Origin of the sequence: Methylobacterium sp. ap11 (assembly GCF_900110515.1) — a bacterium.
Taxonomy (GTDB): Bacteria; Pseudomonadota; Alphaproteobacteria; order Rhizobiales; family Beijerinckiaceae; genus Methylobacterium; species Methylobacterium ajmalii.
The window spans coordinates 1-24,903 of the sequence record NZ_FOEB01000023.1 but is presented as its reverse complement, the minus strand read 5'-3'; the positions used below and the strand labels follow the sequence as shown (position 1 = coordinate 24,903).

The window sequence follows — 24,903 nt, the reverse complement described above, 5'->3', positions numbered from 1 at the left end:
TTTTTCCGACGAAGCGGATGCCGGGTCGTCGAAGAGAACGTGGCAAAATCAAAACCTAAGCAGATTTCGCCGAAGTAGTTACCGGTTCGGCGCCGAAAATCTGCGACAAAACAAGGATCTAAGCGGGCGAAGCGTTGGCCTGCCAACGCAAGTCTGCTTAGTGCACCTCACAAAACTCCCGCCGCTCTGACGCCGCCACATCGAGCGACGACGGCGGTCGGGAGTTTTGTGAGAGACACTTAGAGCGCGTCGCGAGTGCAACGCGATCGTGGAGCGCTCCAGCTTCCGGATCCCGTATCACCAGCCGGCGCGGCGCTCGAGCGAAGCCGAAATCCGCATCGCGGAGCAATCGATCGGGTTTCGCACGACAAGCCGCGCCTCAGGACCGCCGTCGTCGCCCCGGCGGGGGTGTCGCGACGGTGCACGTCAATCCGCCCGGGTTTGCGCCCGCCGACCGGGTTCCGGGCCGTCCTCAATGCGGGCGCGGCGGCTCGGGCGGGCAGGCCGCGGCGGCGTAGCGCCGGCGCTTGGCCGCGTACATCTGCGCATCCGCCCGGGCGACGACCGCGCGGAGCGGGCCGTCGCCGGTCCAGGTCGCGAAACCCAGGGACGCGCTGGGGGCGAGGGCGCTCGCCGCCGCCGCGGCGTCGAGCGCGGCCAGGATCCGGCGCATCAGGTCCTGCGCCGCCTCGGGGCCGGTCGCCGGGAGCAACAGCACGAACTCGTCGCCGCCGATCCGTGCGGCACCGGCTGGGGCGTGGCCGGCCAGCAGGTCGCCGAACCGCCGGATCAGGGCGTCGCCGGCCTCGTGGCCCCGGCGGTCGTTGATAGTCTTCAGCCCGTTGAGGTCGGCCACGATCACCGAGACCGGCACGGCCCGGTCGTTCTCGAGCCGGTCGAGCTCGGCCTCGTAGCCGGCGCGGTTGAGGAGCCCGGTGAGCGGGTCGGTGAAGCCCAGGGTCTCGAGGCGGACCTCCTCCCGCTTGTTGTCGCCGATATCGGTGAGCGCGACCTGGACGAGGCGGCGGGTCCCGTCGGGATCGGGCAGGCGGGAGGCTTGCACCTTGAGGTGCAGGTCGCGTCCGTCGGGATGGCGGAGCGTCACGTCGCGGCTCCGGTGGTCGCGCCCGGCCCAGAGGTCGAGGAGCTCCTCGGCGAAGGCCTCCCGCGCGCCCTCGCCCTGATCGGCGGCGAGATGCGCCGCCAGGGCGTCGCGGTCGGCGACCCCGAACAGCGCCAGCGCCGGGCCGTTCGCGGCCACGATCGTCCGGGCCGTCCGCGCCGCGGCGAGCCAGGCCGGATGCGCCGCCAGGTGGCCGGGAAGGTCGGCGACGCCGCCCGCGCGCAGGGAAGCCAGCATGCCGGCGAGCGCGGCGTCGTCCCGCACCAGGGTCGGCACCGGCGAATGCGCGAACAGGTCCGCGGCAAGGAGGCGGCGGCTCGCCGCCTCCTCGCGCCGCCGCTCCTCGCGGACCGTGATGTCCTCGATCGAGATCAGGTAGCGGCCCCAATCGGCCTCGTGGCCGGGCAGCATCTGGCCGGCATAGCTCACGTCGATCACCCGTCCGGTGACCGTGAGGTTGCGGGTGACGAGGCGGACATGCGTCTCGCCGTCCCAGAGCCGGCACAGCACCTCGACGAGCGCGGCGGCGTGCGGATCGTGGAAGATCGCCGGGATGTGGGCGAACAGCTCGGCCTCGTCCCGGGCCTCGTAGGTCGCGAGCGTCCGGCGGTTGACCCGCAGGATGCGGATCCGGCTCTGGCACGCCAGCAGGTGGTCGGGGTCCGAGAGCCAGGCCCGCAGGTCGGTCATGCCGCCGGCCTTCCAGCCGTCGAGGCAGGCCTTCAGCGCGGCGAGATCCTGCAGCCACAGCGAGGTGGGTGCGAGGTCGAACAGCATCGTTTCGGGTTCGCCACCCCGTGGCGCGGTCGGCATCATCGAATGAACGGGCGAAGGGGATCGGTCGTCTGTTAGGGGATCCCCTGTACCGCAGCGGGCGGGAGGAGGACCACGCCTTTGTGACGACAGGGCATGGTTATGCGCGCAATCACCCGGCCGCCTCCCTGTCGTCGGCACCGGGAGGGTGAGCGACGCCCCCGGCAGGCCGGGCCGGGCCGGCGCGTCGGTTTGCCATCGCGCGGGCGGGGTGCGAGATCTGCGCCGCGTGCCCGATGCGCCAATGCCGGCTCGGGTCGCATCGTCTCCCGCAACGATGGGTATCGTGATGAAGAGAATGGCTGCCGCCGCGTCGATCGTCCTGGCCGGAACGCTTCCGGCCCTGGCACAATCCTGCGACGAATTGTGGTATCAGCGGAACCTGATCTACAAGGAAGCCGGTTACTGCTTCAAGACGGCGAACGCCATTCGCAGCTTCGGCAATGCCGGCTGCCGGTTCGACAACCAGGCCGACGTGCCGCTCTCCGCCCGCGACCGGGCCGAGATCGACAGCATCCGGTCGATGGAGCGCACCATGCGGTGCGCGCCGTAAGCGGCGCGAGACCGGCCGCCACGGCTCAGCCGCGCGCGGCCGAGGCCGGGGCGAACCGGCCGAGGCCGAAGGGCGCGACGTCGATCCGGCTGCGCCCCTCGGTCAGGATCTCGGCCGCGACGAGGCCGATCCCGGCCGAGTGCTTGAAGCCGTGCCCCGAGCAGGCCGAGACCACGAGGACGCGATTCTTCTCCGGATGCCGGTCGATGATGAAGCCGCGGTCGGGCGTGACGGTGTAGAGGCAGGCCGCGGCCGCGACGACCCGCGGGGTCGCCCCCGCGAGACGCCCGGCGATGTGGCGCCGGTACATCGCGTCCGATTCCTCCGGGTCGACCGTGCGGTCGGCGGTCTCGGCGGTGGTGGCGTCGGCGTATTGCTCGGTTGCGACCTTGACGCTGCCCTCGCCCGGCTGCGGCGGGAAGCCGTAGAAGTACTCGGCGTCCGCCGTGCCGTACATCCAGATGTAGACCGGCGCGCCGGCCCGGTAGGCGCGGGCGTCGTCGAGGGCGTACCAGTGCAGGAGCTGGCGCTTGACGCTCAGGAGGTCGGTGAGGGGCGCGCCGAGGAGCGGCGCCGTCCAGGCCCCGGCCGACACCACCACCTGGCCCGCCGCGAAGGTCCCGGCCGAGGTCTCGACGCGTACGCCGTCGCCCTCCTGCACGATCGCCTGGACCTCGACGCCGGTGCGGATCGCGGCCCCGAGGGCCGCGGCGCGGGAGAGCTGCGCGGCGATGCAGGCCTCCGGGCGGACATAGCCGCCGCCGGGCTCGTAATAGGCGATCTCATCGCCCGACAGCCCGAGGAATTGCGGGAAGCGGCGGGCGACCTCGCGTCCATCGAGAACCTCGTGGGCGATGCCGAACTCTTGCGCGGCGCGGATCGAGGTGCGGACGAAATCCGGCATGCCGTGATGCGAGGCGGTGCCGGACCCCGGCGCCATCACCAGCGCGCCGCAGGCCTCGAGCAGGTGGGCGCCGGTCTCGGCCTCGATCTCGCGCCAGATCCGGTGCGAGGCGAGCACCAGCGGCACGTAATCGCGCCCCTCGCCGATGCCCTGGCGGGTGATCCGGGTCTCGCCGTGGCTCGATCCCATCGTGTGGGGCGGCGCGAACCGGTCGAGCCCGATGACCGAGGCGCCGCGCTTCGCGAGCTGGTAGAGCGCCGCGCTCCCCATCGCCCCGAGGCCGATCACCAGGAAGTCCGCCCGCTCCGCCATTCGCCGCGCCCCGCCTCTCTTTCCGTAACGGCCGCACGCTGCCCGAAAGGCGGCGTCCCCGGCAACCCGCACGGGCGAGGGGAGGGGGTGCGTCAGGCGCCGAGCGGGCCGGTATGGTGCTCGAGCGCGCTCCAGGCCTCCCGCCCGAACCGGGCCTTCCAGTCGGCGTAGTAGCCCGCCGCCTCGAGCGCCGCCCGGAACGGCGCGCGGTCCGGGGTCGAGACGACGAGGCCCTTGGCGCGCAGCCGCGCCTCGCTCTGCGTGTTCATCGCCACGAAGGCCTGGCGCTGGCGCGCGACCGCCGCGTCGAGGTGGCGGCCGATCAGCGCCTGCGCGTCGCGCGGCAGGTCGTTCCAGGTCCGGCCGTGGGCGAGGATCCACAACCCGTCCCAGGAATGGCCGGTGCGCGAGAGGTAGCGCTGCACCTCGTAGACCCGCGTCGCCTCGATCTGCGGCAGCGAGTTCTCCATCCCGTCGGCGAGGCCGGTCTGCAAGGCCGCGTAGGTCTCGGCGAGGCCGATCGTCGTCGGCGCGGCGCCGAGCGCCCGGAACAGCGAGGTCAGGAGCGGGCTCGGCGGCACACGGATCTTGAGGCCGCGCAGGTCGGACACCGCCGCGACCGGCCGCGCCGCCGTGATCACGTCGCGAAAGCCGTTGTCGACGACCCGGAACGCCGTCAGGCCCACTTTGGCGAGGCCGTCCCGGATGCGCTCGCTCAACGGCCCCGCGTCGAGGGCGGACCACAGCGGCACGTAGCCGGTGAAGGCGTAGGCCACGCCCGGTATCCCGGCGATCGGCACCAGGGTCTGCAGCGAGCTCGCCGACGAGAGGGTGAACGCGATGGCGCCCGCGCGCAGCTGCGACTGCATGCTGAGCTCGCCGCCGAGCTGGCTGTCGGGATAGAGGGTGATGTCGATCCGGCCGTCGCTCTCGGCCCGGATGGCGTCGAGCGCCTCGACGAGGCAGGTCGTGGCCGGGTGGCCCTGCGGCATCGGCGAGCCCATGCTCATCCGCAGGCCGTCGGCCCGCCCGCGCGCGGGGGCGACGAGCAGCCCCGCCCCCAGGCCGCCCACGATGGCGCGTCGCGTCGGCATCCCTCGCTCCCCCGTCGATCGCGCGGGCGGCGCGCGATCGTTGGATCCAAGCTAGCCCCCGGCGGCCGGTCCGCACAGGGGCGACGGGTAAAGTCGGGACGCCGACCGGGAACCCCGCGCGCGGCCGGGCCGGTTCTCCGCCCGGCCGCGGCAGGACCGGAAGAGCAATCCACGATCGCCGAGCTATTTCCTGGGTATTCCGGAGTCGCTCCGGAACTCTCCGGCGAATCGTCCTGCGGAACGACTCGGGCTGGACAGATCAGGGCGGTGCGACCTCCATCGGGGGCGCGGCGCCGATTCGGCTGTGAATCGAATTTAACATCCACCGCCGAATCTCGACTCCGCATTGCCCGGCGGCGGCGACTCGTGACACGACTCGTAACGTTACGAGTCGTGGAGCCGAGAGCGATGGCCGATACCCCGTCTCAGCGCGTCAAGAAGCTCCGCGAGGCCCGCAAGGCCTCCGGGGAGACGGAGACGAATGTCTGGGTGCCGGCGCAGGTGCAGCAGGCGATCGACGCGGCGGTGCGCGAGGGCAAGTTCCCGAACCGCCGCCTCGCGATCATCCACGCGCTCAAGCAAGTATTCGTGGGACAGACGATGTAGACGCGGCAAAGCAAAAAAGCGCCGAGGTGGGGACCTCGGCGCTTTTTGGGATCTCATAACGGGGGCTGGGGAAGCCGCCGCTTGAAGACCGGATTGGCATCCTCCTTCTAGCGGTTCCCGACCTCCTCGTCAATGACGCCCTCTCGGGCGAACGGTCCCGCTTTGCCTCCGTTCAAGGAGGTGTGGAGTGGAGATGGTTCAGACCGGGGGCCGGCCGCTGACGCGCGCCGCCCTCGCCGGACAGAGACGCGCCCTCGAGGACGGGCGTACGATCACGCGCAAGGAATTGTCGGCCTCCGCCCGCGAGGCGGCGAAGGCGCTCGGCCTGCGCCCGGCCCTGCGCCTGGTGCTGTCCGAGCTCGTCGCCGCATGGGGCGAGCAGGACTGGTCGCGCCTGATCGTGTGGCCGTCGAACGCCTACCTGGTTTCGCGGACCGGGCTGTCGGAGCGCGCCGTCCGCTACGCCTTGCGCGACCTCGTCGCGCTGGAAGTCGTCACGCCGAAGGATTCGGCGAACGGCAAGCGCTACGCCGTGCGGGGCCGCGACGGCGCGATCGTCGACGCCTTCGGGTTCGACCTGACGCCGCTCCAGGCCCGCCGGGGCGACTGGGCGCAGGCGATCCAGGCCCGTGCCGAGGCACGCGAGCGCCGCCGCCGCGCCTTCGACCTCCTCACCATCCACCGTCGCGCCGTCGGCGAGGCGCTGACCGCCCTCGCATCCCGCTACCCCGGCACGCCGCTCGCCGACCTCGCCGAGGTCCAGGCGAGCCTCGAGGCGAGCACCCCGGAGCGTCGCGGCTCGGGCGATCCGGACCTCGTCCTCGATGCCTGGAGCGAGCTGCGCCAGATGGTGGAAACGCGCTTCTACGCAGCCGGCTGTGACGGCACGGCTTGCCCGCACATAGAAGCAGAAAAAGAATCTCCTACCGAGACTTGGAGCAAGGGCTCAGCGGGGAACGCGGATCCCGTCGGCGAGATCGACCGGGCGGAAGAGCCGTTGTCACCGGCGCTGGTCGTCGAGGCCTGCCCGGTGGTGCGCGACCTCGTCGGCGAGATCCGAAGCGAACACGAGATCATGGATGCGGGCCTGCGGCTGCGGGCCACGATCGGCGCGCATCAGAGCGCCTGGGCCGAGGCCCGCGACGGGCTCGGCGCCTACGAGGCGGCGATCCTGGTGCTGATCGTCGCCCAGCTCCACGACGACGACGTCGCGTCGGGCCAGAACCGGATCCGCAACCCCGGCGGCTACTTCCGGCGCCTCGTGCGCCTCGCCGTCGAAGGTCGCTACCGGCCGGGAACGGAACTCCTCGCCATGCGCCGGCGGCGGATGACGTGACGGGCGGGAAGGAACGCTCACTTCGCGACGACGGACCACCCCCCACCGCCGCGTCCTCGATGATCGCTCGACAGTGAACCGGGCCTTCGCTAGCTCTGTGAGGCGGGAGGATGACCACGATGCTGCGTTTTATGATTGTATTATTATCGTGTTCGGTCGCGATGGTCGGGCCAGCCTGCGCGCGGCTGGGCGTGGACGACCTTGCGTCGACTTGGCCGAGGGCGTCGGCGACCGACAAGATCGATTTCGCGACACGGATGGGCAAGGCCATGAGTTCGCTCGCGCCCGGCCTCGATCGCGACTACTTCATGCGTTGCCTGGAGGAAACCGCCAATATCGGCGATACCAAGGCGTTGACGCTGAGCGACACGGTACGCACCTGCGTCGCGCTGCATGCCGCCCATGACGAGTAGGTTTCTTCCGGCCGCGGTCGGGAAACGCCGATGAGGCGCGGTTCGCTCGCCTCGGCCCTTCTGGTTGTGGGCCTCGCCGGTGCGCTGTTCGCGCAGTTGCGGTCGTCCGGCGACGCACCGGCAGCCGGGCCCCATCCGGCCCCCGGCGGTTCCGGCACGGCGTGGGAGCGGACGGCGAGCCTGTTCTGCGAGTTCACCAACATGGCCGACCAGGCGCCGCGGGTCGGATTCTACTTCCGCGTCGTGTCCGAACGGGCGTCACCCGCCTTCGCTCTGGTCTTCCGACGGGAGCAGGACGGCTCCCAGGTCGATTTCGGAGGCCTGGAGGCGCCCTCGCCGCTCTGGACGTTCGACGGGTCCGACAGCCCGGCCGTGCTCCGCTCGCCGGAGGACGACACGCGGATCAACCTCTACGGTTACGAGCCCGGTCGCACCGGCACCGTCTGGTTCGAGGCCGGGCTACGCAGCATTCCCTACAAGAATCTCGGCGGCCACTGCCGCCAGAGCGCTTGACCGTGGCGTGGGCCCCGGCGCTCCGGCGCGCACTCGCCCGCTTCCTCCTGGGCGCGATGGTCGCCGGACCGGCTGCGGCCCAGGGCGTGGTCGACGGATCGGATGCGAGGATCGGGGTCGAGAGGACGGAGCGTCTTCTGGCGCTCGTGCGCCAGACCCTGCCCGGCCCCGACGCCAAGGTGACGGACTTGCGCGAGGGGCGCGCCGGTGCGGTGTGCGGGATGATCGAGATGCGAAACCGCATGGGCCGCTACACGGGCCCGCGTCCGTTCGTGTCCGATCCCGCATCGCGCGTCTTCGGGCGCCTCCCCGAAGGTCCGGAACTGCGCAACCCGGCGAGTGCCGCATATTTCACCGCGATGGAGCGGACGAGGCGGCTGTTTGCGCAGAACTGCGCCGAGTGAGAGCGCGCCGCCTTCGAACGGATCCGTTCGGAGGGGCCAGGCCGAGACCGGACGGGTGTCGGCGCCGATGCGTCAGCATCCGGGGCCATCGCTCCGATGACCGGGCCGGGGCGGGCGCTCAGTCGTCGAGGCAGAGCCGGAAGTAGCTCTGGCGAATCGCCTCCTTCCCGGCGAAGCCCGCAGCGCGCGGGCTGAGGAGTTCCGGACCGTCCGGGACGCGGCCGAACGTGCCGGAGGGAAGATCGACGACGAAGCCGCGCTCGCCGGTATACAGGCCGTCGCGATTCTTGACGTTCACCGACCCGCAGACGTGCGAGGCGCCACTGCGCCGCAATTGCGTGACCTTGGCGTCCGGGCTGTTCAGATCCTGCCGGATCAACGCGAGGACGCGCGCCGTGTCGGCGAGACCGATCGCCTTGTCCGATCCGTCCTCGACCGTCTGGGCCCAGGCGGGTCGCGTCAGCACGAGCGCCAGAACTACCAGGCAGGCGCTGGCGCGCCGACACCGCGCGCCCGGTCGGGATTGCATCTCGTGATCGTGCACCGGGGCCGCCCTCCCGTCGAGGCTCGCCGGCAGGTTAGGCCGGGCGCGGTCCGGGAACCACTCGCCGAAGGTCCAGGCAGGCCCATCCGCGGCCGGTCGGCGGGGGCTTCGTTGACAGGCCTCCCCGCGCCCTTGAGAACCGGTCGCAACGAACCGACGGGAGGACGACCCATGGCCGAGGAGCCGCGCGACAAGGGCCTGCGCAAGGGGCTGACGAGCTACGGGGATGCGGGCTTCTCGCTCTTCCTGCGCAAGGCCTTCATCAAGGCGGCGGGCTATTCCGACGACGCCCTCGACCGGCCGATCGTCGGGATCACCAACACGGCCTCCGACTACAACCCCTGCCACGGCAACGCCGCGCAGCTGATCGAGGCGGCCAAGCGCGGGGTGATGCTGGCCGGTGCGATGCCGATGGTGTTTCCGACGATCTCGATCCACGAGAGCTTCGCCCACCCGACCTCGATGTACCTGCGCAACCTGATGGCGATGGACACCGAGGAGATGATCCGGGCCCAGCCGATGGACGCGGTGATCGTCATCGGCGGCTGCGACAAGACCCTGCCGGCGCAGGTGATGGCGGCGGCCTCCGTCGACCTGCCGACCGTGGTGATCCCGGTCGGCCCGATGGTGGTCGGCCATCACCGCGGCGAGGTGTTGGGCGCCTGCACCGATTGCCGGCGGCTCTGGGGGGCCCACCGGGCCGGCGAGATCGACGAGCGGGAGATCGAGACCGTCAACGGGCGCCTCGCGCCGTCCGTCGGCACCTGCATGGTGATGGGGACCGCCTCCACCATGGCCTGCATGATCGAGGCGATGGGCCTCGCCCTGCCGATGTCGGCCACGATTCCCGCCCCCCACGCCGAGCGCATCCGCCTCGCCGAGGCGAGCGGCGCCGTCGCCGCCGCGATGGCGAAGACCGGCGGCCCGCGCCCGAGCGAGATCATGACGGAGGCCTCGATCCGCAACGCGCAGGTGGTGATGCAGGCGATCGGCGGCTCGACCAACGGGGTGATCCACCTCACCGCCATGGCGAACCGCGCCGGGATCGACCTCGACCTCGCGAGCCTCGATCGGATCGGCCGCGAGGTGCCGGTGCTCGTCGACCTCAAGCCGTCCGGCGACCACTACATGGAGCACTTCCACCATGCCGGCGGCGTGCCGGCCCTGCTGCGGGCGCTCGGCGACCGGATCGACCTCGATGCGCCGACCATCACCGGGGCGAGCCTTCGCGAGGTCGCGGCCGCGGCCGAGGAGGTGCCGGGCCAGACCGTGATCCGGCAGCCGGAGGCGCCGATCAAGCCGGTCGGCGCCATGGCGGTGCTCACCGGCAACCTCGCGCCTCGCGGGGCGCTGATCAAGCACTCGGCGGCGACGCCGAAACTCCTCCAGCACGAGGGCCGGGCCCTGGTGTTCGACTCGATTCCCGACATGGCGGCGCGGATCGACGACCCCGACCTCGACGTCTCGGCCGACGACGTGCTGGTCCTGCGCAACGCCGGACCGAAGGGCGCACCGGGCATGCCGGAGGCCGGCTACCTGCCGATCCCCAAGAAGCTCGCCCGCCAGGGCGTGAAGGACATGGTGCGGATCTCGGACGCCCGGATGAGCGGCACGGCGTTCGGCACCATCGTGCTGCACGTCACGCCGGAATCGGCGGTGGGGGGACCGCTCGCCCTGGTGCGCACCGGCGACCGGATCCGGCTCGACGTGGGGGGCCGGCGCATCGACCTCCTGGTGGAGGAGGCCGAGCTTGCCGCGCGGGCGGAAGCCTTGCCGACCCCGGCGCGGCCCGATTGGGCGGCGCGCGGCTATGCCCGCCTGTTCCACGACACCGTCACCCAGGCCGACGAGGGCTGCGACTTCGACTTCATGCGTCGCGAGGGCTGACCGGGGCGGCCGGCGGTCTGGTCAGGCGGGGAACTTTAGGTCAAACGCTCCCGCGACAGCAGGAGAACGATTCGACATGAAGGCGATGCTCTTCGAGCTCTTCGACCAGGCGCCGGAGATCCGCGACGTGCCGGACCCGTCGCCGGCGGCCGACGGCGTGGTGATCGACGTCAAGGCGACCGGGCTGTGCCGCAGCGACTGGCACGGCTGGAAGGGGCACGACACCGACATCCGCCTGCCCCACGTCCCGGGCCACGAATTCGCCGGCGTGGTCGCGGCCGTCGGCGCGCGGGTCGGGCGCTTCCGGGTCGGCGACCGGGTCACGGTGCCGTTCATCGCCGCCTGCGGCCAGTGCGGCGAATGCCATGCCGGCCACCAGCAGGTCTGCGAGGCGCAGTTCCAGCCCGGCTTCACCCATTGGGGCTCGTTCGCCGAATACGTCGCGATCGACCGGGCCGACCACAACCTGGTGCGGCTGCCCGACGACATGACTTTCGCCACTGCGGCGAGCCTCGGCTGCCGCTTCGCGACCTCGTTCCGGGCGGTGGTCGACCAGGGCCGGGTGCGCGGCGGCGAGTGGGTCGCCGTCCACGGGGCCGGCGGCGTCGGCCTCTCGGCGATCATGATCGCGGCGTCGCTCGGCGCCAACGTCGTGGCGGTGGACATCGCCGAGGGCAAGCTCGCGCTCGCCCGCGCCATGGGCGCCTGCGCGACGATCAACAGCCGGGAGGTCCACGACGTCGTCGAGGCGGTGCGGGAGGTGACGCGGGGCGGCGCCCACGTGTCGATCGACGCGCTCGGCCACCCCGAGACGTGCTTCAACTCGATCGCCAACCTGCGCCGGCGCGGGCGCCACGTCCAAGTCGGCCTGATGCTCGCCGACCACGCCCGGGCGGAGGTGCCGATGGCCCGGGTCATCGCCCACGAGCTCGAGATCTACGGCAGCCACGGCATGCAGGCCTGGCGCTACGACGCGATGCTGGAGATGATCCGGGCCGGCCGGCTGCAGCCGGAGCGGCTCCTCGGCGAGACCCTGTCGCTCGCCGAGGCGATTCCGGCCCTGATGGCGATGGACCGCGCGGCGCCCGACGGCATCGCGATCATCGACCCGCGGGCCTGAAGCCTCGACTGCCCGCCGCCGGAGCGCGGCGGGCGTCTCGCGACCGGATCTCGCCGCCCAGACCGTGCTCTCAGAACTTGGCGGTCAGGAAAAGCCGCACGTTGCGGCCCGGCAGCAGCACCTCGTCCTTCTTGAACGAGGCGGCGTTGCGGATGTCGGCGTCGAGCAGGTTGCGGCCCTGCAGGCCGAGAGTCACCTCGCTGGCGCCGTAGACCGCCGGGTCGACCGCCTTGGTGTAGCTCAGCTCGGCGCGCAGGTCGTCGTAGCCGGCGGTGTCGGTCTCGAACGGGGCGATCTTCGTCTGCGCGAAGGCGTGCAGCAGGTTCACCCGGGCGAACCAGCCGTCGGCCCGCAGGTAGACGCCGCCGCCGAGCCGGTAGGGCGGGATGCGCGGCACGTTGGTGCCGTCGTCGAACTTCGCGCGCACGAAATCGAACTGCCCCTCGACGCCGATGAAGCCGTTGCCGACCGGCAGGGCGTCGTACTGGCCGATCAGCTCGGCGCCGTAGAAGGTGGCGTTCTGCTGCGAGTAGACGATCTGGCGCAGCTCGTCGCCGGTGCCGCAGCTGGCGAAATCGTCGTCGCACAGATTGCCGGTCAGGCGCTTGTAGATGAAGCCGGTGTAGCGGGTGTAGTAGCCGGTCGCCTCGAAGCGCAGCGGCCCGTCGCCGTGCCGGATGCTGGCCTCGACCGTGCGGGCCCGCTCGAGCCGCAGGCGCGGATCGCCGATCTCGAAGGTCGCGGTGGCGTCGTGCGGCCCTTGCGAGAACAGCTCGTAGCCGGTCGGCGCCCGCTCGACGTAGGAGCCGGTGAGGCTCGCCACGAAGCCGTAGGGCAGGTCCTGCAGCACCCCGGCGCTGGCGCTCTTGGGCGCGAAGCGGCGGGTCAGCCGGTAGGTGAACGGGTCCTCGCCCTCGACCGGCAGGTAGTCGCCGGGAAACAGCGCCGCAGTGCTGCGCACCCGGTCGCCCTCGATCCGGCCGGCGGCCTGGAGCCGGGTGCCGGGCAGGACCTCGAGCTGCTCGAACACGTAGACGGCGCCGGAGCGCGAATCGGTCCTCGGCAGGAAGGCTTCGAGCTGGGTGTTGATCGCGCGCCGGTCGGCCTGGACGCCGATGGCGCCGGTGAGCGTGCCGAGCGCGGTGAAGACCGGGACGTGCTGCGCCTCGATCCGGATCTCGCCCTCGCGATTCTTGAAGATCGCCTGCTGGCCCTCGATCCCGTCGCCGCCGATGCCGATCTCGTCGTGGCGGTAGACCGAGTAGCCGGCCCAGTAGCGGATCGCCTCGAAGGGCCCGCCGAGCGGCCGGATCTCGCCGCGCGAGATCACCCGGTCCTGGTTCGGCGTCAGGCGGGTGCGGGCCTGCTCGGCCTCGCCGCCGGGAATCGCGTAGATCGCGTCGTAATGGCTGAAGGCGACGCCGACGAAGCCGCGGTCGCCGATCGCCGAGACGCCGATCGAGCCCCCTTGCGACTCGTTGTAGGAGTTGCGCTGGATCCCGCCGGGGATCACGTAGCTGTCGGAGGCCGTCTTGAAGCCGTCGGCGTGGACGGCGAAGCCGTCCTTGCCCGCATCGACCGTCGCGGCGCCCAGCCGGCCGTTGTCGACGGTGGAGTAGCCGGTGGTGACCTGCCCGGCATAGCCGTTCGCCGGGATGTAGGTCGGCACCCGGTTGTTCTCGGCCGAGACCACGCCGCCGATGGCGCCCGAGCCGTAGCGCAGGGTGGCGGGGCCGCGGATCACCTCGAGCCGGTCGGCCACCAGCGGGTTGACCGGGACGGTGTGGTCCTCGCCGAGATCCGACACGCCGCCGTTGACGATGCCGTTCTCCTGGATGCGCACCCGGGCGTTGTCGAGGCCGCGGATGATCGGCCGGGAGGCCGCGCCCGGGGCGTAGGTGGTCGAGGAGATGCCCGGCCGGTCGAACAGCGCGTCGCCCAGCGTGCGCGGCTGGTCGCGGGCGATCTGCTCCTGGGTCACCACCGTGACCGGCGAGAAGGTATTGGTGACGACCGGCAGCACGCCGATGGGAAAGCCCGTGCCGGAGGCCGGCGCCGCGGCCGGCCGCGAGACGATCGGGCTCGGCGACGAGACGGTGATCTCGTCGAGCTTGATGTCCTCGGCCCGCGCCGCGGTACCGGCGGCGAGAACGAGGGGGAGCGCGGTGCTCAGAGCCAGCAGGTCCGGGCGGCGGCGATACGACATCGTGATTCCAGGTAGATGTTATATCGTTTCATCTGCCCGTGTGGACGCAGCGCTGGCAAGCCGTTCGCCGCCGGCGAGCCATCGAATCCTTGGAACGTTACACTGTTACAACACTCGGGCCTGCCGCCCCGCGGATCCAAACCGCCGATCCGCCGTTTGACCGGGACGACCGGCAGGGACGACCCGCCGGGAGACGGCGGGGGAGGCACGCATGACCACGGCACCGGACGGCTCGATCATCCAGCGCGAGGCCCCGCGCCGGGACCTCGTCGCCTTCGAGATCAGGGACCGCATCACCAGGCCCGACATCGAATGGATGTCGGGCATCGTGGATGCCGCGATGACGGCGCACGGCACGATCGACATGCTGCTCGTCATGTCGCACTACGAGGGCTCGGATCTCGGGGCCCGGTTCGACGGCTACGCCACCGGGGTGATGGCCCGCTCGGTCGCCCATATCCGCCACTACGTGGTGGTCGGCGCGCCGGCCTTCGCCCGGGCGATGATCAGCCTGTCGGGCGCCGTGCTGCCGGTCGAGACCAAGACCTTCGACCTCGCCGACGAGGCCGCGGCCTGGGCCTACCTCGCCGAGGCCGGGCCGGCCAAGGCCTGATCGGACAAGGGCTGATCGGGCAAGAGCTGTCGGAGGAGCGGGGGAATCATGGATTGGGGAGCCGCGGCCTACCGGGCGCGCCGTCTCATCGCGGCGCGCAAGCGCGTCGTCCCGGAGCCGCGTTCCCTGGCGCTGATCGATTTCCTGGCCGAGCGCGGCGCCGTCACGGCGGCCGAGTTGCGGGAGCACGGCCCGCCGGACGCCGCCGCCATCCTCGGCCACGTCACCACCGCCATCCACGGCAGGGCGCACCTGCCGGCGGCGAATGCCTGGTACCGGCGCGACGAGGCGGGCACCGGCTACGTGGTCGATCCCGGCTTCGCCGTCGCCTGGAGGGGCGCGCGGGCCTGCGAGGGGCCGACCCCCGCGGGCCACGATCCCGGATGAGCGCGGCGATCCGCCCTTCGCGGCAGCGCCGCCCGGGCCCTATCTGTTCTTGCCCAACGATGGAGGTGACGATGCCCGACCCGAAGCCCAAGCCCGCGGACGGCCCGGACGACCGGCCCGGACACGACCGGGACGCCGCCGAGCGCGAGAGCCTCGTGGACGGCCGCCTCGATCCCGACGCGCAATCGCCCGCCGACGAGGATTCGAAGCCCTTCGACCCCAAGGAGAACGATCCGGCCTGACGGGCCGGGGAGGGGAGCCGATACGCAACGCGGCTCCCGGTCACCATGCCGGCCGGTGGTGAACGAACCGTCAAGGCCGCGCCGCCGGGGGGCGCGGCCGGCGCGAGATCCGGAGGTTCCTCCCGCGATGACGCTGCGCGACCAGTACGAGAACGCCGTGCGCGACCTCGCGGAGCGCGCGGCCGCGATGAGGCGCGACGGCGTCCCGGCCGAGGCCATCGCGCGCGCCATGCATGCCGAGCGCCGGCGCCTGGCGGTGCATTTCAAGGCACTGACACCGGAGCCCCACCGGACCGTCATCGCCGAGCGGACGACCCGGGTCTACGGCAACCCGCAAGGGCCGACGATCGCCTTCCTGCGCGAGCGGGGCAGGTCCTGGGAGGCGATCATCGAGAGCGCGACGCGCCCGGGCCCGTCCGTCATCCCGGCGGCTGCGTCGGCGGACCCGACGGCACGACCGGAGAGCGATCCCGACGGGGCATGAGTTCGACGGGGCATGAGTTCGACGCCCGTCCCGCAAGTTCTTCAATCGAGACAAGTTCTTCAATCGAGAACCGCGCGGCTCAGCACGTCGGTCAGCAATCCGTCGTCGTGATAGGCCGTACGCATCGCACCGGCCAGGATGATCAAGTCCGCCGGGTCGCCCCGCGCGACGAACATGTCCGCCGAGGAATCGAACGCGATCCGCCCCGACATGTCCGGATGCCGCATCGTCAGCACGGTCGTCGCGACGGACTGCCAATCGTAGCCGTTGCCGATCCAGCCGGTCCGTCGCCGGAAGATTCCGGCCTTCGCCGTCAGGCCGGGATCGACCAGCAGGAGGCTGCGGCCCAGGATGAAGGGCGCATAGGTCTCGCGGTCGGTGGATGGTCCTGCCGCCATGTGGTTCCTTCCGTGATTCCGGTCGTGACCCGTTCCGTCGTCGGCCGCCGGCAGGCACGGGGGAGCCCTTCCGCAAACCGGTCCTCGCGGGACCGGAGCCGCTGCCCGGGGCGTCCTTCCTGCCCTTCGATTCTGCCGCATGCCGCCTCGCCGAACCGGCATCCCCATCACGAGGAAATGCCGTAGGCTGCGACCGGATCCTCTATCCTCTCGGAGTGCGCGCATGCCCGATCGATCGGCCGTCCCGGTTCCCGCCGCCGAGGCCGCGTGACGATGGTCGCGCCCCCGATCCGCATCGAGGCGGACTACCTCCTCGAGACCGCGAGCGATCCCCGCCGGGTGGCGGAGACGATGGCGGGCGAGCAGTCGAGCGGCACCTTCGTGCCGGTGCCGGGCGAGACGCCCGAGCTCAAGGCGCGCTCGGCCGCCCGGGTCGAGCGCCTTGAGCTCCTCGACGATACCGTCGCGGCCCCCTCGCTGCCGACCACCGCCGCGGTCGATCCCGCGCGCCTGCGGCGGGCCCGCGTCACCCTGTCCTGGCCGATCGAGAATCTCGGGCCCTCGCTCCCGAACCTGCTGGCCACCGTGGCCGGCAACCTGTTCGAGCTGCGCCCGCTCACGGGCCTGCGCCTCCTCGACATCCGCCTGCCCCAGGCCTTCGCCGACGCCTATCCGGGCCCCCGCTTCGGAATCGAGGGCACCCGCCGGCTCGCCGGGGTCGAGGGGCGCCCGATCATCGGCACCATCATCAAGCCGAGCGTCGGCTTCGGGCCGGAGGAGACCGCCGCCCTGGTGCGCACGTTGTGCGAGGGCGGCATCGACTTCATCAAGGACGACGAGCTGCAGGCCGACGGGCCGCATTGCCCGTTCGAGGACCGGGCCCGCGCCGTGATGCGGGTGGTCGACGACCATGCCGGGCGCACGGGCAGGAAGGTCATGGTCGCCTTCAACCTCACCGGCGAGATCGACCAGATGCGCCGGCGCCACGACCTCGTGCGCGATCTCGGCGGCACCTGCGTGATGGCGAGCCTCAACTCGGTCGGCCTCGTCGGCATGATCGAGCTCGCCCGGATGAGCGAGTTGCCGATCCACGCCCACCGCAACGGCTGGGGGGCGCTCACCCGCCACCCGCTGCTCGGCTGGTCCTACGTCGCCTGGCAGAAGATCTGGCGGCTCGCCGGGGCCGACCACATGCACGTCAACGGTCTCGACAACAAGTTCTTCGAGGACGACGACAGCGTCGTCGCCTCGGCGCGCACCTGCCTGACCCCGCTGTTTCCCGACAAGCCGTGCCTCGCCATGCCGGTCTTCTCCTCCGGCCAGACCGTGCGGCAGGCCCCCGGCACCTTCGCGGCCCTCGGCTCGACCGACCTCATCGTCACGGCGGGCGGCGGCATCGTCGCCCATCCGGGCGGGCCGGGGGAGGGCGTGGCGGCCCTGCGCCAGGCCTGGGAGGCGGCGGTCGCCGGCATCCCGCTCGACCGGCACGCCCGCTCCCATCCGGCGCTCGCCCGGGCACTCGAGGGGGCGGCGTGAGCCGCCCGCTCCCCGACGGGCCCCTGGTCGCCTTCTACGGCGACGACTTCACCGGCTCCTCGGCGGCGATGGAGGTGCTGGCCTTCGCCGGTCTCGAGACGGTGCTGTTCCTTACGCAGCCCGGCCCGGAGCGCCTCGCGGCCTTTCCGGGCGCCCGGGCGGTCGGCATCGCCGGCGTCGCGCGCTCGCAGCCGCCGGACTGGATGGACCGGGAGCTGCCTCCCGCCTTCCGGCTCCTCGCCTCGCTCGGGGCGCCGGTCGTCCACTACAAGGTCTGCTCGACCTTCGATTCGGCGCCGCATCTCGGCTCGATCGGCCGGGCCGCCGAGATCGGCAGGACGGTGATCCCCGGCGGCTGGATCCCGATGGTCGTCGCCGATCCGGGGATGGGGCGCTACCAGAGCTTCGGCCACCTGTTCGCGATGGCGGACGGGCGGGGCCACCGGCTCGACCGCCACCCGACCATGGCCCGCCACCCGGCGACGCCGATGGACGAGGCCGACCTCGCCCTTCACCTCGCCCGGCAGACCGCGCTGCCGACAGGCCTCGTCGACTTCGTGGCGATGAAGCGGGGGGAGGGCGACGCGGCGCTCGCCCGGGCGCGGGCCGAGGGGGCGGTCATCGTCTCCCTCGACGTGCTCGATCCCGAGACCCTGGCCGAGGCCGGCCGGCTGATATGGGAGCGTGGCGGGGAGCCCGTCTTCGCGCTCGGTTCGCAGGGGGTCGAGGCCGCCCTCGTCGCGTATTGGCGCGCGGCGGGCCTCCTGCCCGCCGAGGCGCCGCCCGCCCGGTGCGGGCCGGTCGCGCGGATCGCCGTCGTGTCCGGCTCGGTCTCGCCGGCGACCGCGGGCCAGATCGCCCATGCCCTCGACCGCGGCTTTGCCGGCATCCGGCTCGATGCCGCGCGGATCGTCGACGAGGAGGCCTGGACGCGGGAGATCGGCCGCGCCGTCGCCGCGGCCCGCGCGGCCCTCGGCGACGGCCGCGATCCGCTGGTCTACAGCGCCGCCGGCCCCGACGATCCGGCCGTCGCGGCGCAGCGAGAGGCGGTGCGGACGGCCGGCCTCGATCCGGTCGCGGCGAGCGCGCGGCTCGGGGCCGGGCTCGGGCGGGTCTTGCGCGGGATCGTGGACGGGACCGGCCTGACCCGGGCGGCGATCGCCGGCGGCGACACCTCGGGCCACGCCGCCCTGCAGCTCGGGGTCGACGCGCTGACCGCGCTCGGCCCCCTCGATCCGGGCTCGCCGCTATGCCGCGCCCACGGCGCCGACACGCCCCTCGACGGGTTCGAGCTCGCGCTCAAGGGCGGCCAGGTCGGTCGCCCGGATTTCTTCACGGCCGTGCGCCGCGGCGGCCGCCCGCCCTCCTGAGAGCGGAAGGGGGGTCGACCGCGGCGCGGAGCCTCAGGCTTCGGTCTTCCTCGGACGGCCGCGGCGCGCGGGGGCCGGGGCGGGCTCGGGCGCCGCCTCGGCTTCCGCCCGCTGCGCCGCCGCGCGCTCGCGCCGGATCTGGCCCAGGCCGAGGCTCTTTGCCAGCTCGGAGCGCTGGGCGGCGTAGCTCGCCGCCACCATCGGGTAGTCGAAGGGCAGGCCGAACTTCTGGCGGTACTCGTCCGGCGTGTAGCCGCGGGTGGTGAGGTGCCGCTTCAGGCTCTTGTACGGCTTGCCGTCGAGGAAGCTCGTGATGTGGTCCGGCGTCACGGACTTGCGGACCTGCGCCGCGGTCACCTTGTGGTCCTCCTCCGGGACGGCGGCCGCCTGGCCGAGGCCGGTCAGCGACGCGTGCACGGCGGCGATCAGGTCGGGCAGGTCGGCCGCCCGCACGTTGTTGTTCGACACGTAGGCGCCGACGATGTCGCTCGTCAGCGCGACGAACGGCGAGGAGGCGGGGGTCGCATTGTCCATGATTTTATTCCGTTTTACGGGCCTCCCCCGTGATGGACATCAGTCGTTGCAAGGTCAATTGGGTGAGTTGAAATGATTGCGCATAAACCCACCGGTTTCGTGGCCGGTGGGGTGCGCATTCGGACGCAGCGTCAGACCTCGTCGGGGGCGGAACCGGCCCGGTGCAGCGAGCCCCGCGCCAGGGCGATCGCCGCGGCCACCACCTCCGGGTCGCCGACCTCGTGGGCGAGGATCAGCACCAGCCGGGCGTTGAGCGCCGCGCTGTCGTCGTCGCCGAGGCCCCGATGGGCGCGGATCAGGCTCTCGTAGACGCCGTCCGCGCCGCCGGAGAATCCGTCGTCCCGCCTCAGCCCCCCCGTCGCCCCGGGTTTCCGCGCCATCGTCTCCCCCGTCATGCGGCCCTCCCGACGGACGCGTCCGGCCGGCCGCCGGCGCGGGCGAGCGCGTCGGCGATGCGCGCGGGGTCGAGGCCCGCGAAGCGGGCCGCCACATGGGCGTCGGGCCGGATCAGGAAGGCGGTGCCGGGCGCCGCCCCGTAGCGGCGCGCGGCCAGCCCTTCGGCGTCGTGCAGCACCGCGACCCCCGGCGGACCGTGCGTCCCGGCGCCCGCGGTGATGACGACGACCGCGAGCCCCGGCGCGAGACCGGCCAGCCGGCCGGGATCGGGCGCCCCGTCGGCGAAGACCAGCAGGGTGAACGGCCCCCCGAGCCGGTCGAGCAGCCAGCCCGCCCGGCCGGCCGCGTCGACGACGGGAGCGTCGGCGCAAGGGTCGCCGGGCCGCAGCCCGTCCGGGGGCGGGGAGGGGTCCGGCGTCTGGAGCGACAGGCCGGCGAGGCTGCAGGGCCGCGACAGGCGCCCGGCATTGAGTAGCAGGCGCGCGAAGGGCGCCTCGGCGGCGAGGTCCAGCACCCCATCGCGAAAATGCCGCTCGGCCCTCGTCTTCGGCGTCATGAAGGTGGTGGTGCGGCTCGAGTTCAGGATGTTCTCGTCGGCGGCGCGCCCGCGCTCCTCGTCGTAGGTCGCGATCAGGCTCTCGGGCGCCGCGCCCTGCAGGACCAGGGCCAGCTTCCAGCACAGGTTGTCGGCGTCCTGGATGCCGCCGTTGCCGCCCCGCGCCCCGAACGGGCTGACCACGTGGGCGCTGTCGCCGACGAACACCACGCGCCCGTGCACGAAGCGCGCGAGCCGGGCGCAGCGGAAGGCGTAGACCGAGCACCATTCGAGGCTGACGGGCGTCTCCTCGCCGACGATCGCACGGATGCGCGGCATCACCCGCTCGGGGGTCCGCTCCAGCTCCGGGTCGGCGTCGGGGCCGAGCTGGAAGTCGATCCGGAAGACGTCGTCGGGCTGGCGGTGCAGGAGGGCGCTCTGCCCGGCATGGAAGGTCGGCGCGAACCAGAACAGGCGCTCGGCCGGAAAATCCGCGCTCATCCGGACGTCGGCGATGAGGAAGCGCTCCTCGAAGCGCTGGCCGGGAAACGGCAGGCCCATCCGGGTCCGGGTCGGGGAGCGCGCGCCGTCGGCGGCCAGCACCCACTCGGCCTCGACGATCCGCTCGCCGTCCGGCGTCGCCACGGTCAGGCGTACGCCCTGCCCGTCCTGATCGAGGCCGGTCACCGCATGGTTCCAGCGCAGGTCGATCAGCTCCGGGAAGTCCCGGGCGCGGTCGATCAGGTACTCCTCGACATAGTATTGCTGCAGGTTGACGAAGGCCGGCCGGCGGTGGCCGCTCTCGGGCAGCAGGTCGAAGCGGTAGAGCTCGCGGTCGCCCCGGAAGACGCGGCCTGCGCTCCAGGTCACGCCTTTGTCGACCATCCGCTGGCCGATTCCGAGCCGGTCCCAGATCTCGAGGGTGCGCTTGGCCCAGCAGATCGCCCGGCTGCCGGTCGCGACCGTGTCGTCCTCGTCGAGCACCGTCACCGGGACGCCCCGGCTCGCGAGGTCGATGGCGCAGGTGAGGCCGACCGGGCCGGCGCCGATCACCACGACCGGCCGGCGGCCGGCCGCACCGGGAGGCACGGGGCGGGGAGGGGGCGTCATCGGCATCGTCCCTGTCGGCGTTTCCTGGTGGGAAGGGCGCGCCCGGCCGGGTCCGGGCGGCGTCCCGGGTCGTCCCGGGTCGTCGCGGGTCAGCCCTCGAGGGCCCGCCACATCTCGATGTCGCGTTCGGCGGTCCAGATCCGCGGCGTGTCGAGGCCCTGCGCCTCGTCGTGGGCGCGGCTGACGCAGAACGGCATGCAATGCTCGAAGATGACCCAGTGCCCGTAGCGCGGCCGCATCTCGGTCATCGCCCGGGCATAGACCGTCTTGAGGTCGTGCCCGGCGGCGACGCCGTCCCTGGCGATACCGAACAGGTCGCGCAGGAAGGCGCGGGTGCCCTCGATTCCCTCGCGGATCTGCTCGGGCGTCGTCAGCGCCTCGCCGCGGCCGGGCACCACCGCCTTCGGGTTCAGGGCCTCCAGCCGGTCGAGGGTGGCGGTCCAGTCCTGGAAATGGGCGTCGCCGCAATACGGGGTGGCACCGGACTCGACGAGGTCGCCGGAGAACAGCACCTCCTCCTTCGGCAGCCACGCGATGGTGTCGCCGGCGGTGTGGCCGCGCCCGGCATGGATGATCCGCACCTCGCGCGCGCCGAGCCACAGGGTCATCTCGCCCCGGAAGGTCACGGTCGGCCAGGTCAGGCCCGGGATCTCCTCGCGCCCCCGGAACAGCCGCGGGAAGCGCTGGATCTCCGACTCCATGTCCTGCCGCCCGCGCTCGACGATCATCGCCCGGGCGGCGTCGCTGGCGACGACGTTGACCCGGTCGGGGTAGCCGGCGACGCCGAGCACCCGCACGGCGTGATAATGGGTCAGCAGGATGTGGCGGATCGGCTTGTCGGTGACCTCGCGGACCTTCGCCACCAGGTCCCCGGCCATGCGGGGCGTGGCGCGGGCGTCGATCACCAGCACCGAATCGTCGCCGACGACCACGCCCGAATTGGGATCGCCCTCGGCGGTGAGGGCGTAGACGCCCGGGGCCAGCTCCGAGAAGGTCTCCCGCTTCTCGACGAGGTCGGCCTGGCTGGCGAAACCCTTGCTCATCTCTGGTCGTCCTCCCCGCGCGGTCCGGCGCGGGGAGGACACGGCCGGGAGCCTTCGCGTCGGGCGCCGCCGGCCGAGCCCCGCCGCGGCGGCCGTGCTCGTCATGCTTGAGCCCAGGCTATTCAGTTGCGTGTGCAACCGTCAAGGCCGGCCGGGGGGGCGAGGCCGATGGCAAAGGCCGTGGTCATCCGGCACAACCCGACGTCGCCGATGGTCTGTCCTGCGCTTGCGCCGCGCTCCGATCCTGCTCGAGGGCGCGATGTCGCTCAGAGCCTGTTTTACCGATCGACATGCTCAATCCTACGAGCAACCTCATCCTGAGGTGATGGCGATCGGAGATCGCACGCGATCTTGATCGACTAACCTCGAAGGAGGGCTCCAGAAGGCTCCGAGATCGCTGGATCCTTCCTTCGAGGCTCAGCGATCTTCGATCGCCCGTACCTCAGGATGAGGTGGAGGGTAGGATAGAAAATTCTCTCGCGATTGTGCCGTCGCAAGTCAAACAGGATCTCATGCGGATCTGGTCGGGACGCCGTCACACCCCGACCAGCACTCGTCTCGACGACGTCGACGGCGCAGGACAAGCTGTAGGCAACCACCCCGGATTCCCAAAAGCCAAGCTCCTGGAATCCGATGAGGCAGCGACCATGAGCCCCGTCACCGCAACGGCCGGATGCGGTGCCGTTCGCCCGACGGCGATGTCTTTCACGGAGTTCGGTGCGGAGGCATCAGGCCACGTCATGGCCGCATCGTGCCCGGCACGGGTAGCGGTGGGCCGCGCCTGCCCCTATATAGGCTCCATGACTGATAACACGTCCACTCCCTACACCATCGAAATCTCCCCCATCTCCAAGCCGGCCGGCCAGTTCCAATGGGCCATCCGCCGCAACGGCAAGCTGGTCGAGCGGTCCGACCGCCCGCACCCGACCGAGGCGAAGGCCGAGGCGAGCGCGCTCGCCGCCGTCGAGCGCAGCATGCATTCCTCCGCCAGTGGGCGGTGGTGAGCCGTCGGCTCCCTGATTCCAGTGGCGGGGCGGCATCGCCCCGCCACCCTGCGGCGATCACCGGCTCCTCGCACGAGCGCCCGACGCGATGCCGCCGCTTCTCCTTGATCCACCAGCCCTGATTCAGCCCTCTGCGGCGCCCTGTGCCGCCGCCACACGGGCCCGCCTCCTGTCGCCGCCGACGGCCGACGAGGCAGAATTCTTTCTCACCTGCAGCCTGCGCCTCTCCCCCGGTGACCGGGTGCTCAAGCGCATCGTCATCGAAGGTTCGGCCGCCTCCGGCCTCACTCTCGATTGCGCGGGCGCGCGCCTCGGCCGGCCGGACGAGCCGGCGCATCTCGGCTCGTACACGATCGCGATTCGCTCGAAGCCTCCGGCCCGTCCGGGTGAGGCGTGGGACCGCCCCTCCGGTATCCGGATCCGCGACTGCACGGTGTTCGGTCATGTCCGCATCTGGGGGATGGGCGAGAACGGGCAGGGGCCGCTCGTGCGCGAATCGTCCCACAGCCTCGGCCACACCGATCGGGCGCAGGCCGCCGCCCCGACGGACGTGACGATCACCGGCACCTCGATCACCGCCGCGGGACCGATCCCGCTCTATCTCGGGCCGGGCGTCACCCGCGTCACGTTGCGCGGCTCGAAGCTCGACGGCCGGTCGGTCTCGACGGCCCTCTACCTCGATGCCGAGAGCGCCGAGAACCGCATCGAGGACAACGACATCGAGACCGAGACGGCGCGCGAGGCGATCGCCGTCGACGGGTCGGCCCGCAACCGCATCACCGGCAACCGCTTCACCCTGCGCGGGCAGGGCGGCGTGCGCCTCTACCGCAATTGCGGGGAGGGCGGCACGGTGCGCCACCAGACGTCTTCCGACAACGTCATCACCGACAACGTGTTTCGCACCGGCGGCTGGTTCGCGGCGGCCGCGATCGTGGTGAACTCGCGCAACGGCTGGCGCCTGACCTGCGGCGAGGATGCCGGCTACCCATTCGGCAGCAGCATCGACAATCGCGACAACGGCACCGGCAACGTGGTGACGCCCAACACCGTCGAGTGACCGCGGAGAGGGGAGGGGGCTCCGAACCGCGGGTCGGCCCCGTGTTGACAGGGGAGCCGGCTACCCTTAGACAGCCGCTCACCGACGGGGCGCCGACGAACTGGCCGCCGCGCCGCACCTCCCCAGAGACGAGCGAGCAAGGGCCAGGGCAACCCGGCGCTGCTTTCCGTTTCCGGCAAGGTCGAGATCCGGCTTCGACTGGATCGGCTCTTTGACAAGTTCATACGAGAAAGAGAAGCGTGGACGGCGTCGTCCCTGCGGATCGGATCTTCGGGTCTGGTCGTGAGTAGGATGATGCTGGTCCGACGTTTCGGTGCTCACACGATCAGGTGGAAACGCCGGTCGGTCGTGAGCCTCCGTTACTAT

The 24,903-nt window shown here is 71.9% G+C and carries 26 protein-coding genes; 16 read left to right on the top strand and 10 right to left on the bottom strand.

Annotation, left to right across the window (positions count from 1 at the left end; translation table 11 throughout):
- Nucleotides 1-472: 472 nt before the first annotated feature.
- A complete protein-coding gene (locus BMX97_RS25055) occupies nt 473-1,900 on the bottom strand; it encodes a sensor domain-containing diguanylate cyclase (RefSeq protein ID WP_177202349.1) in 1,428 nt (475 codons plus the stop codon).
- A gap of 325 nt (nt 1,901-2,225) precedes the next feature.
- Here BMX97_RS25055 and BMX97_RS25050 point away from each other — a divergent pair, with 325 nt between their 5' ends.
- Nucleotides 2,226-2,489, top strand: coding sequence for a YARHG domain-containing protein (locus BMX97_RS25050; RefSeq protein WP_091753922.1), 264 nt, complete (start codon nt 2,226-2,228; stop codon nt 2,487-2,489).
- Nucleotides 2,490-2,514: 25 nt separating this feature from the next.
- Here BMX97_RS25050 and solA read toward each other — a convergent pair whose 3' ends face one another.
- The gene (gene solA / locus BMX97_RS25045; protein WP_091753921.1) at nt 2,515-3,705 is read right to left on the bottom strand and encodes an N-methyl-L-tryptophan oxidase; all 1,191 of its coding nucleotides are present in this window, start codon (nt 3,703-3,705) and stop codon (nt 2,515-2,517) included.
- Between the two features lie 92 nt (nt 3,706-3,797).
- A complete protein-coding gene (locus BMX97_RS25040) occupies nt 3,798-4,799 on the bottom strand; it encodes a TRAP transporter substrate-binding protein (RefSeq protein ID WP_244538637.1) in 1,002 nt (333 codons plus the stop codon).
- A gap of 408 nt (nt 4,800-5,207) precedes the next feature.
- On the opposite strand from BMX97_RS25040, the gene BMX97_RS25035 reads away from it, so the two are divergent.
- The 5 genes from BMX97_RS25035 to BMX97_RS25015 all read left to right on the top strand — a co-directional run bounded on the left by BMX97_RS25035 (nt 5,208) and on the right by BMX97_RS25015 (nt 8,071).
- Entirely contained in the window at nt 5,208-5,405 is a 198-nt protein-coding gene (locus BMX97_RS25035) for a hypothetical protein (protein ID WP_060848341.1), read from the top strand.
- Nucleotides 5,406-5,598: 193 nt separating this feature from the next.
- Nucleotides 5,599-6,741 carry a plasmid replication protein RepC gene (repC, locus tag BMX97_RS25030; protein WP_091754002.1) on the top strand — a complete coding sequence of 381 codons (1,143 nt, stop codon included), beginning with the start codon at nt 5,599-5,601 and terminating at the stop codon, nt 6,739-6,741.
- A gap of 110 nt (nt 6,742-6,851) precedes the next feature.
- A complete protein-coding gene (locus tag BMX97_RS25025) occupies nt 6,852-7,154 on the top strand; it encodes a hypothetical protein (RefSeq protein WP_244538636.1) in 303 nt (100 codons plus the stop codon).
- A gap of 30 nt (nt 7,155-7,184) precedes the next feature.
- Nucleotides 7,185-7,667 (top strand): hypothetical protein, encoded by a 483-nt coding sequence (locus tag BMX97_RS25020; protein ID WP_091753920.1) that lies wholly within the window; start codon nt 7,185-7,187, stop codon nt 7,665-7,667.
- A gap of 2 nt (nt 7,668-7,669) precedes the next feature.
- A complete protein-coding gene (locus BMX97_RS25015) occupies nt 7,670-8,071 on the top strand; it encodes a hypothetical protein (protein WP_244538635.1) in 402 nt (133 codons plus the stop codon).
- A gap of 118 nt (nt 8,072-8,189) precedes the next feature.
- On the opposite strand, the gene BMX97_RS25010 is transcribed toward BMX97_RS25015, so the two are convergent.
- On the bottom strand, nt 8,190-8,615 hold the full coding sequence (locus BMX97_RS25010) for a hypothetical protein (protein WP_244538634.1): 426 nt from the start codon (nt 8,613-8,615) through the stop codon (nt 8,190-8,192).
- A 171-nt stretch (nt 8,616-8,786) separates the two neighbouring features.
- Between BMX97_RS25010 and BMX97_RS25005 the strand changes: the two genes are divergently transcribed.
- Together BMX97_RS25005 and BMX97_RS25000 are read left to right on the top strand one after the other, a co-directional pair.
- Complete coding sequence (locus BMX97_RS25005; RefSeq protein ID WP_091753918.1) at nt 8,787-10,502, top strand: IlvD/Edd family dehydratase; 1,716 nt, start codon at nt 8,787-8,789, stop codon at nt 10,500-10,502.
- Nucleotides 10,503-10,578: 76 nt separating this feature from the next.
- Complete coding sequence (locus BMX97_RS25000; protein WP_091753917.1) at nt 10,579-11,622, top strand: zinc-dependent alcohol dehydrogenase family protein; 1,044 nt, start codon at nt 10,579-10,581, stop codon at nt 11,620-11,622.
- A 70-nt stretch (nt 11,623-11,692) separates the two neighbouring features.
- On the opposite strand, the gene BMX97_RS24995 is transcribed toward BMX97_RS25000, so the two are convergent.
- Nucleotides 11,693-13,828: a TonB-dependent receptor gene (locus BMX97_RS24995; RefSeq protein ID WP_091753916.1), complete on the bottom strand. Its 2,136-nt coding sequence runs from the start codon at nt 13,826-13,828 to the stop codon at nt 11,693-11,695.
- Nucleotides 13,829-14,039: 211 nt separating this feature from the next.
- Here BMX97_RS24995 and BMX97_RS24990 point away from each other — a divergent pair, with 211 nt between their 5' ends.
- The 4 genes from BMX97_RS24990 (at nt 14,040) to BMX97_RS24980 (ending at nt 15,554) form a co-directional block, all read left to right on the top strand.
- Entirely contained in the window at nt 14,040-14,441 is a 402-nt protein-coding gene (locus BMX97_RS24990) for a SpoIIAA family protein (RefSeq protein WP_091753915.1), read from the top strand.
- A 48-nt stretch (nt 14,442-14,489) separates the two neighbouring features.
- A complete protein-coding gene (locus BMX97_RS24985; RefSeq protein WP_091753914.1) occupies nt 14,490-14,828 on the top strand; it encodes a hypothetical protein in 339 nt (112 codons plus the stop codon).
- 71 nt (nt 14,829-14,899) lie between these two features.
- Nucleotides 14,900-15,070, top strand: coding sequence for a hypothetical protein (locus BMX97_RS33170; protein WP_158004023.1), 171 nt, complete (start codon nt 14,900-14,902; stop codon nt 15,068-15,070).
- Between the two features lie 127 nt (nt 15,071-15,197).
- The gene (locus BMX97_RS24980; protein WP_244538633.1) at nt 15,198-15,554 is read left to right on the top strand and encodes a cell wall-binding protein; all 357 of its coding nucleotides are present in this window, start codon (nt 15,198-15,200) and stop codon (nt 15,552-15,554) included.
- Nucleotides 15,555-15,613: 59 nt separating this feature from the next.
- Here BMX97_RS24980 and BMX97_RS33165 read toward each other — a convergent pair whose 3' ends face one another.
- Nucleotides 15,614-15,952, bottom strand: a complete 339-nt coding sequence (locus BMX97_RS33165; RefSeq protein WP_177202348.1) for an Imm51 family immunity protein — start codon at nt 15,950-15,952, stop codon at nt 15,614-15,616.
- A 273-nt stretch (nt 15,953-16,225) separates the two neighbouring features.
- Here BMX97_RS33165 and BMX97_RS24970 point away from each other — a divergent pair, with 273 nt between their 5' ends.
- A complete protein-coding gene (locus tag BMX97_RS24970) occupies nt 16,226-17,488 on the top strand; it encodes a ribulose-bisphosphate carboxylase large subunit family protein (RefSeq protein WP_091753912.1) in 1,263 nt (420 codons plus the stop codon).
- Nucleotides 17,485-18,858, top strand: a complete 1,374-nt coding sequence (locus tag BMX97_RS24965; protein ID WP_091753911.1) for a four-carbon acid sugar kinase family protein — start codon at nt 17,485-17,487, stop codon at nt 18,856-18,858. Before BMX97_RS24970 ends, BMX97_RS24965 begins: the two co-directional genes overlap by 4 nt.
- A 33-nt stretch (nt 18,859-18,891) precedes the next feature.
- Here BMX97_RS24965 and BMX97_RS24960 read toward each other — a convergent pair whose 3' ends face one another.
- The 4 genes from BMX97_RS24960 to BMX97_RS24945 form a co-directional block, all read right to left on the bottom strand.
- Nucleotides 18,892-19,392 carry a Ros/MucR family transcriptional regulator gene (locus BMX97_RS24960; protein ID WP_091753910.1) on the bottom strand — a complete coding sequence of 167 codons (501 nt, stop codon included), beginning with the start codon at nt 19,390-19,392 and terminating at the stop codon, nt 18,892-18,894.
- A gap of 131 nt (nt 19,393-19,523) precedes the next feature.
- The gene (locus BMX97_RS24955) at nt 19,524-19,787 is read right to left on the bottom strand and encodes a DUF2783 domain-containing protein (protein ID WP_091753909.1); all 264 of its coding nucleotides are present in this window, start codon (nt 19,785-19,787) and stop codon (nt 19,524-19,526) included.
- Nucleotides 19,784-21,433: an FAD-dependent oxidoreductase gene (locus tag BMX97_RS24950; RefSeq protein WP_244538632.1), complete on the bottom strand. Its 1,650-nt coding sequence runs from the start codon at nt 21,431-21,433 to the stop codon at nt 19,784-19,786. Before BMX97_RS24950 ends, BMX97_RS24955 begins: the two co-directional genes overlap by 4 nt.
- 89 nt (nt 21,434-21,522) lie before the next feature.
- Complete coding sequence (locus tag BMX97_RS24945) at nt 21,523-22,476, bottom strand: MBL fold metallo-hydrolase (RefSeq protein WP_091753907.1); 954 nt, start codon at nt 22,474-22,476, stop codon at nt 21,523-21,525.
- A gap of 800 nt (nt 22,477-23,276) precedes the next feature.
- On the opposite strand from BMX97_RS24945, the gene BMX97_RS24940 reads away from it, so the two are divergent.
- Together BMX97_RS24940 and BMX97_RS24935 are read left to right on the top strand one after the other, a co-directional pair.
- Complete coding sequence (locus BMX97_RS24940) at nt 23,277-23,480, top strand: hypothetical protein (protein ID WP_060849524.1); 204 nt, start codon at nt 23,277-23,279, stop codon at nt 23,478-23,480.
- 241 nt (nt 23,481-23,721) lie between these two features.
- The gene (locus BMX97_RS24935; protein WP_177202347.1) at nt 23,722-24,537 is read left to right on the top strand and encodes a right-handed parallel beta-helix repeat-containing protein; all 816 of its coding nucleotides are present in this window, start codon (nt 23,722-23,724) and stop codon (nt 24,535-24,537) included.
- The last annotated feature ends 366 nt before the right edge of the window (nt 24,538-24,903 follow it).

Bases quoted from the DNA above. Each gene is read 5' to 3' on its own strand.
- BMX97_RS24980 (WP_244538633.1), top strand. From the start codon at position 15,198: ATGACGCTGCGCGACCAGTACGAGAACGCCGTGCGCGACCTCGCGGAG.
- BMX97_RS25040 (WP_244538637.1), bottom strand. From the start codon at position 4,799: ATGCCGACGCGACGCGCCATCGTGGGCGGCCTGGGGGCGGGGCTGCTC.
- BMX97_RS24950 (WP_244538632.1), bottom strand. From the start codon at position 21,433: ATGACGCCCCCTCCCCGCCCCGTGCCTCCCGGTGCGGCCGGCCGCCGG.
- BMX97_RS25005 (WP_091753918.1), top strand. From the start codon at position 8,787: ATGGCCGAGGAGCCGCGCGACAAGGGCCTGCGCAAGGGGCTGACGAGC.
- BMX97_RS24985 (WP_091753914.1), top strand. From the start codon at position 14,490: ATGGATTGGGGAGCCGCGGCCTACCGGGCGCGCCGTCTCATCGCGGCG.
- BMX97_RS33165 (WP_177202348.1), bottom strand. From the start codon at position 15,952: ATGGCGGCAGGACCATCCACCGACCGCGAGACCTATGCGCCCTTCATC.
- BMX97_RS24960 (WP_091753910.1), bottom strand. From the start codon at position 19,392: ATGGACAATGCGACCCCCGCCTCCTCGCCGTTCGTCGCGCTGACGAGC.
- BMX97_RS25025 (WP_244538636.1), top strand. From the start codon at position 6,852: ATGACCACGATGCTGCGTTTTATGATTGTATTATTATCGTGTTCGGTC.
- BMX97_RS25035 (WP_060848341.1), top strand. From the start codon at position 5,208: ATGGCCGATACCCCGTCTCAGCGCGTCAAGAAGCTCCGCGAGGCCCGC.
- BMX97_RS24995 (WP_091753916.1), bottom strand. From the start codon at position 13,828: ATGTCGTATCGCCGCCGCCCGGACCTGCTGGCTCTGAGCACCGCGCTC.
- BMX97_RS25055 (WP_177202349.1), bottom strand. From the start codon at position 1,900: ATGCTGTTCGACCTCGCACCCACCTCGCTGTGGCTGCAGGATCTCGCC.
- repC (WP_091754002.1), top strand. From the start codon at position 5,599: ATGGTTCAGACCGGGGGCCGGCCGCTGACGCGCGCCGCCCTCGCCGGA.
- BMX97_RS25020 (WP_091753920.1), top strand. From the start codon at position 7,185: ATGAGGCGCGGTTCGCTCGCCTCGGCCCTTCTGGTTGTGGGCCTCGCC.
- BMX97_RS24940 (WP_060849524.1), top strand. From the start codon at position 23,277: ATGACTGATAACACGTCCACTCCCTACACCATCGAAATCTCCCCCATC.
- BMX97_RS24970 (WP_091753912.1), top strand. From the start codon at position 16,226: ATGGTCGCGCCCCCGATCCGCATCGAGGCGGACTACCTCCTCGAGACC.
- BMX97_RS25000 (WP_091753917.1), top strand. From the start codon at position 10,579: ATGAAGGCGATGCTCTTCGAGCTCTTCGACCAGGCGCCGGAGATCCGC.
- BMX97_RS33170 (WP_158004023.1), top strand. From the start codon at position 14,900: ATGCCCGACCCGAAGCCCAAGCCCGCGGACGGCCCGGACGACCGGCCC.
- BMX97_RS24955 (WP_091753909.1), bottom strand. From the start codon at position 19,787: ATGACGGGGGAGACGATGGCGCGGAAACCCGGGGCGACGGGGGGGCTG.
- BMX97_RS24945 (WP_091753907.1), bottom strand. From the start codon at position 22,476: ATGAGCAAGGGTTTCGCCAGCCAGGCCGACCTCGTCGAGAAGCGGGAG.
- BMX97_RS24990 (WP_091753915.1), top strand. From the start codon at position 14,040: ATGACCACGGCACCGGACGGCTCGATCATCCAGCGCGAGGCCCCGCGC.
- solA (WP_091753921.1), bottom strand. From the start codon at position 3,705: ATGGCGGAGCGGGCGGACTTCCTGGTGATCGGCCTCGGGGCGATGGGG.
- BMX97_RS25050 (WP_091753922.1), top strand. From the start codon at position 2,226: ATGAAGAGAATGGCTGCCGCCGCGTCGATCGTCCTGGCCGGAACGCTT.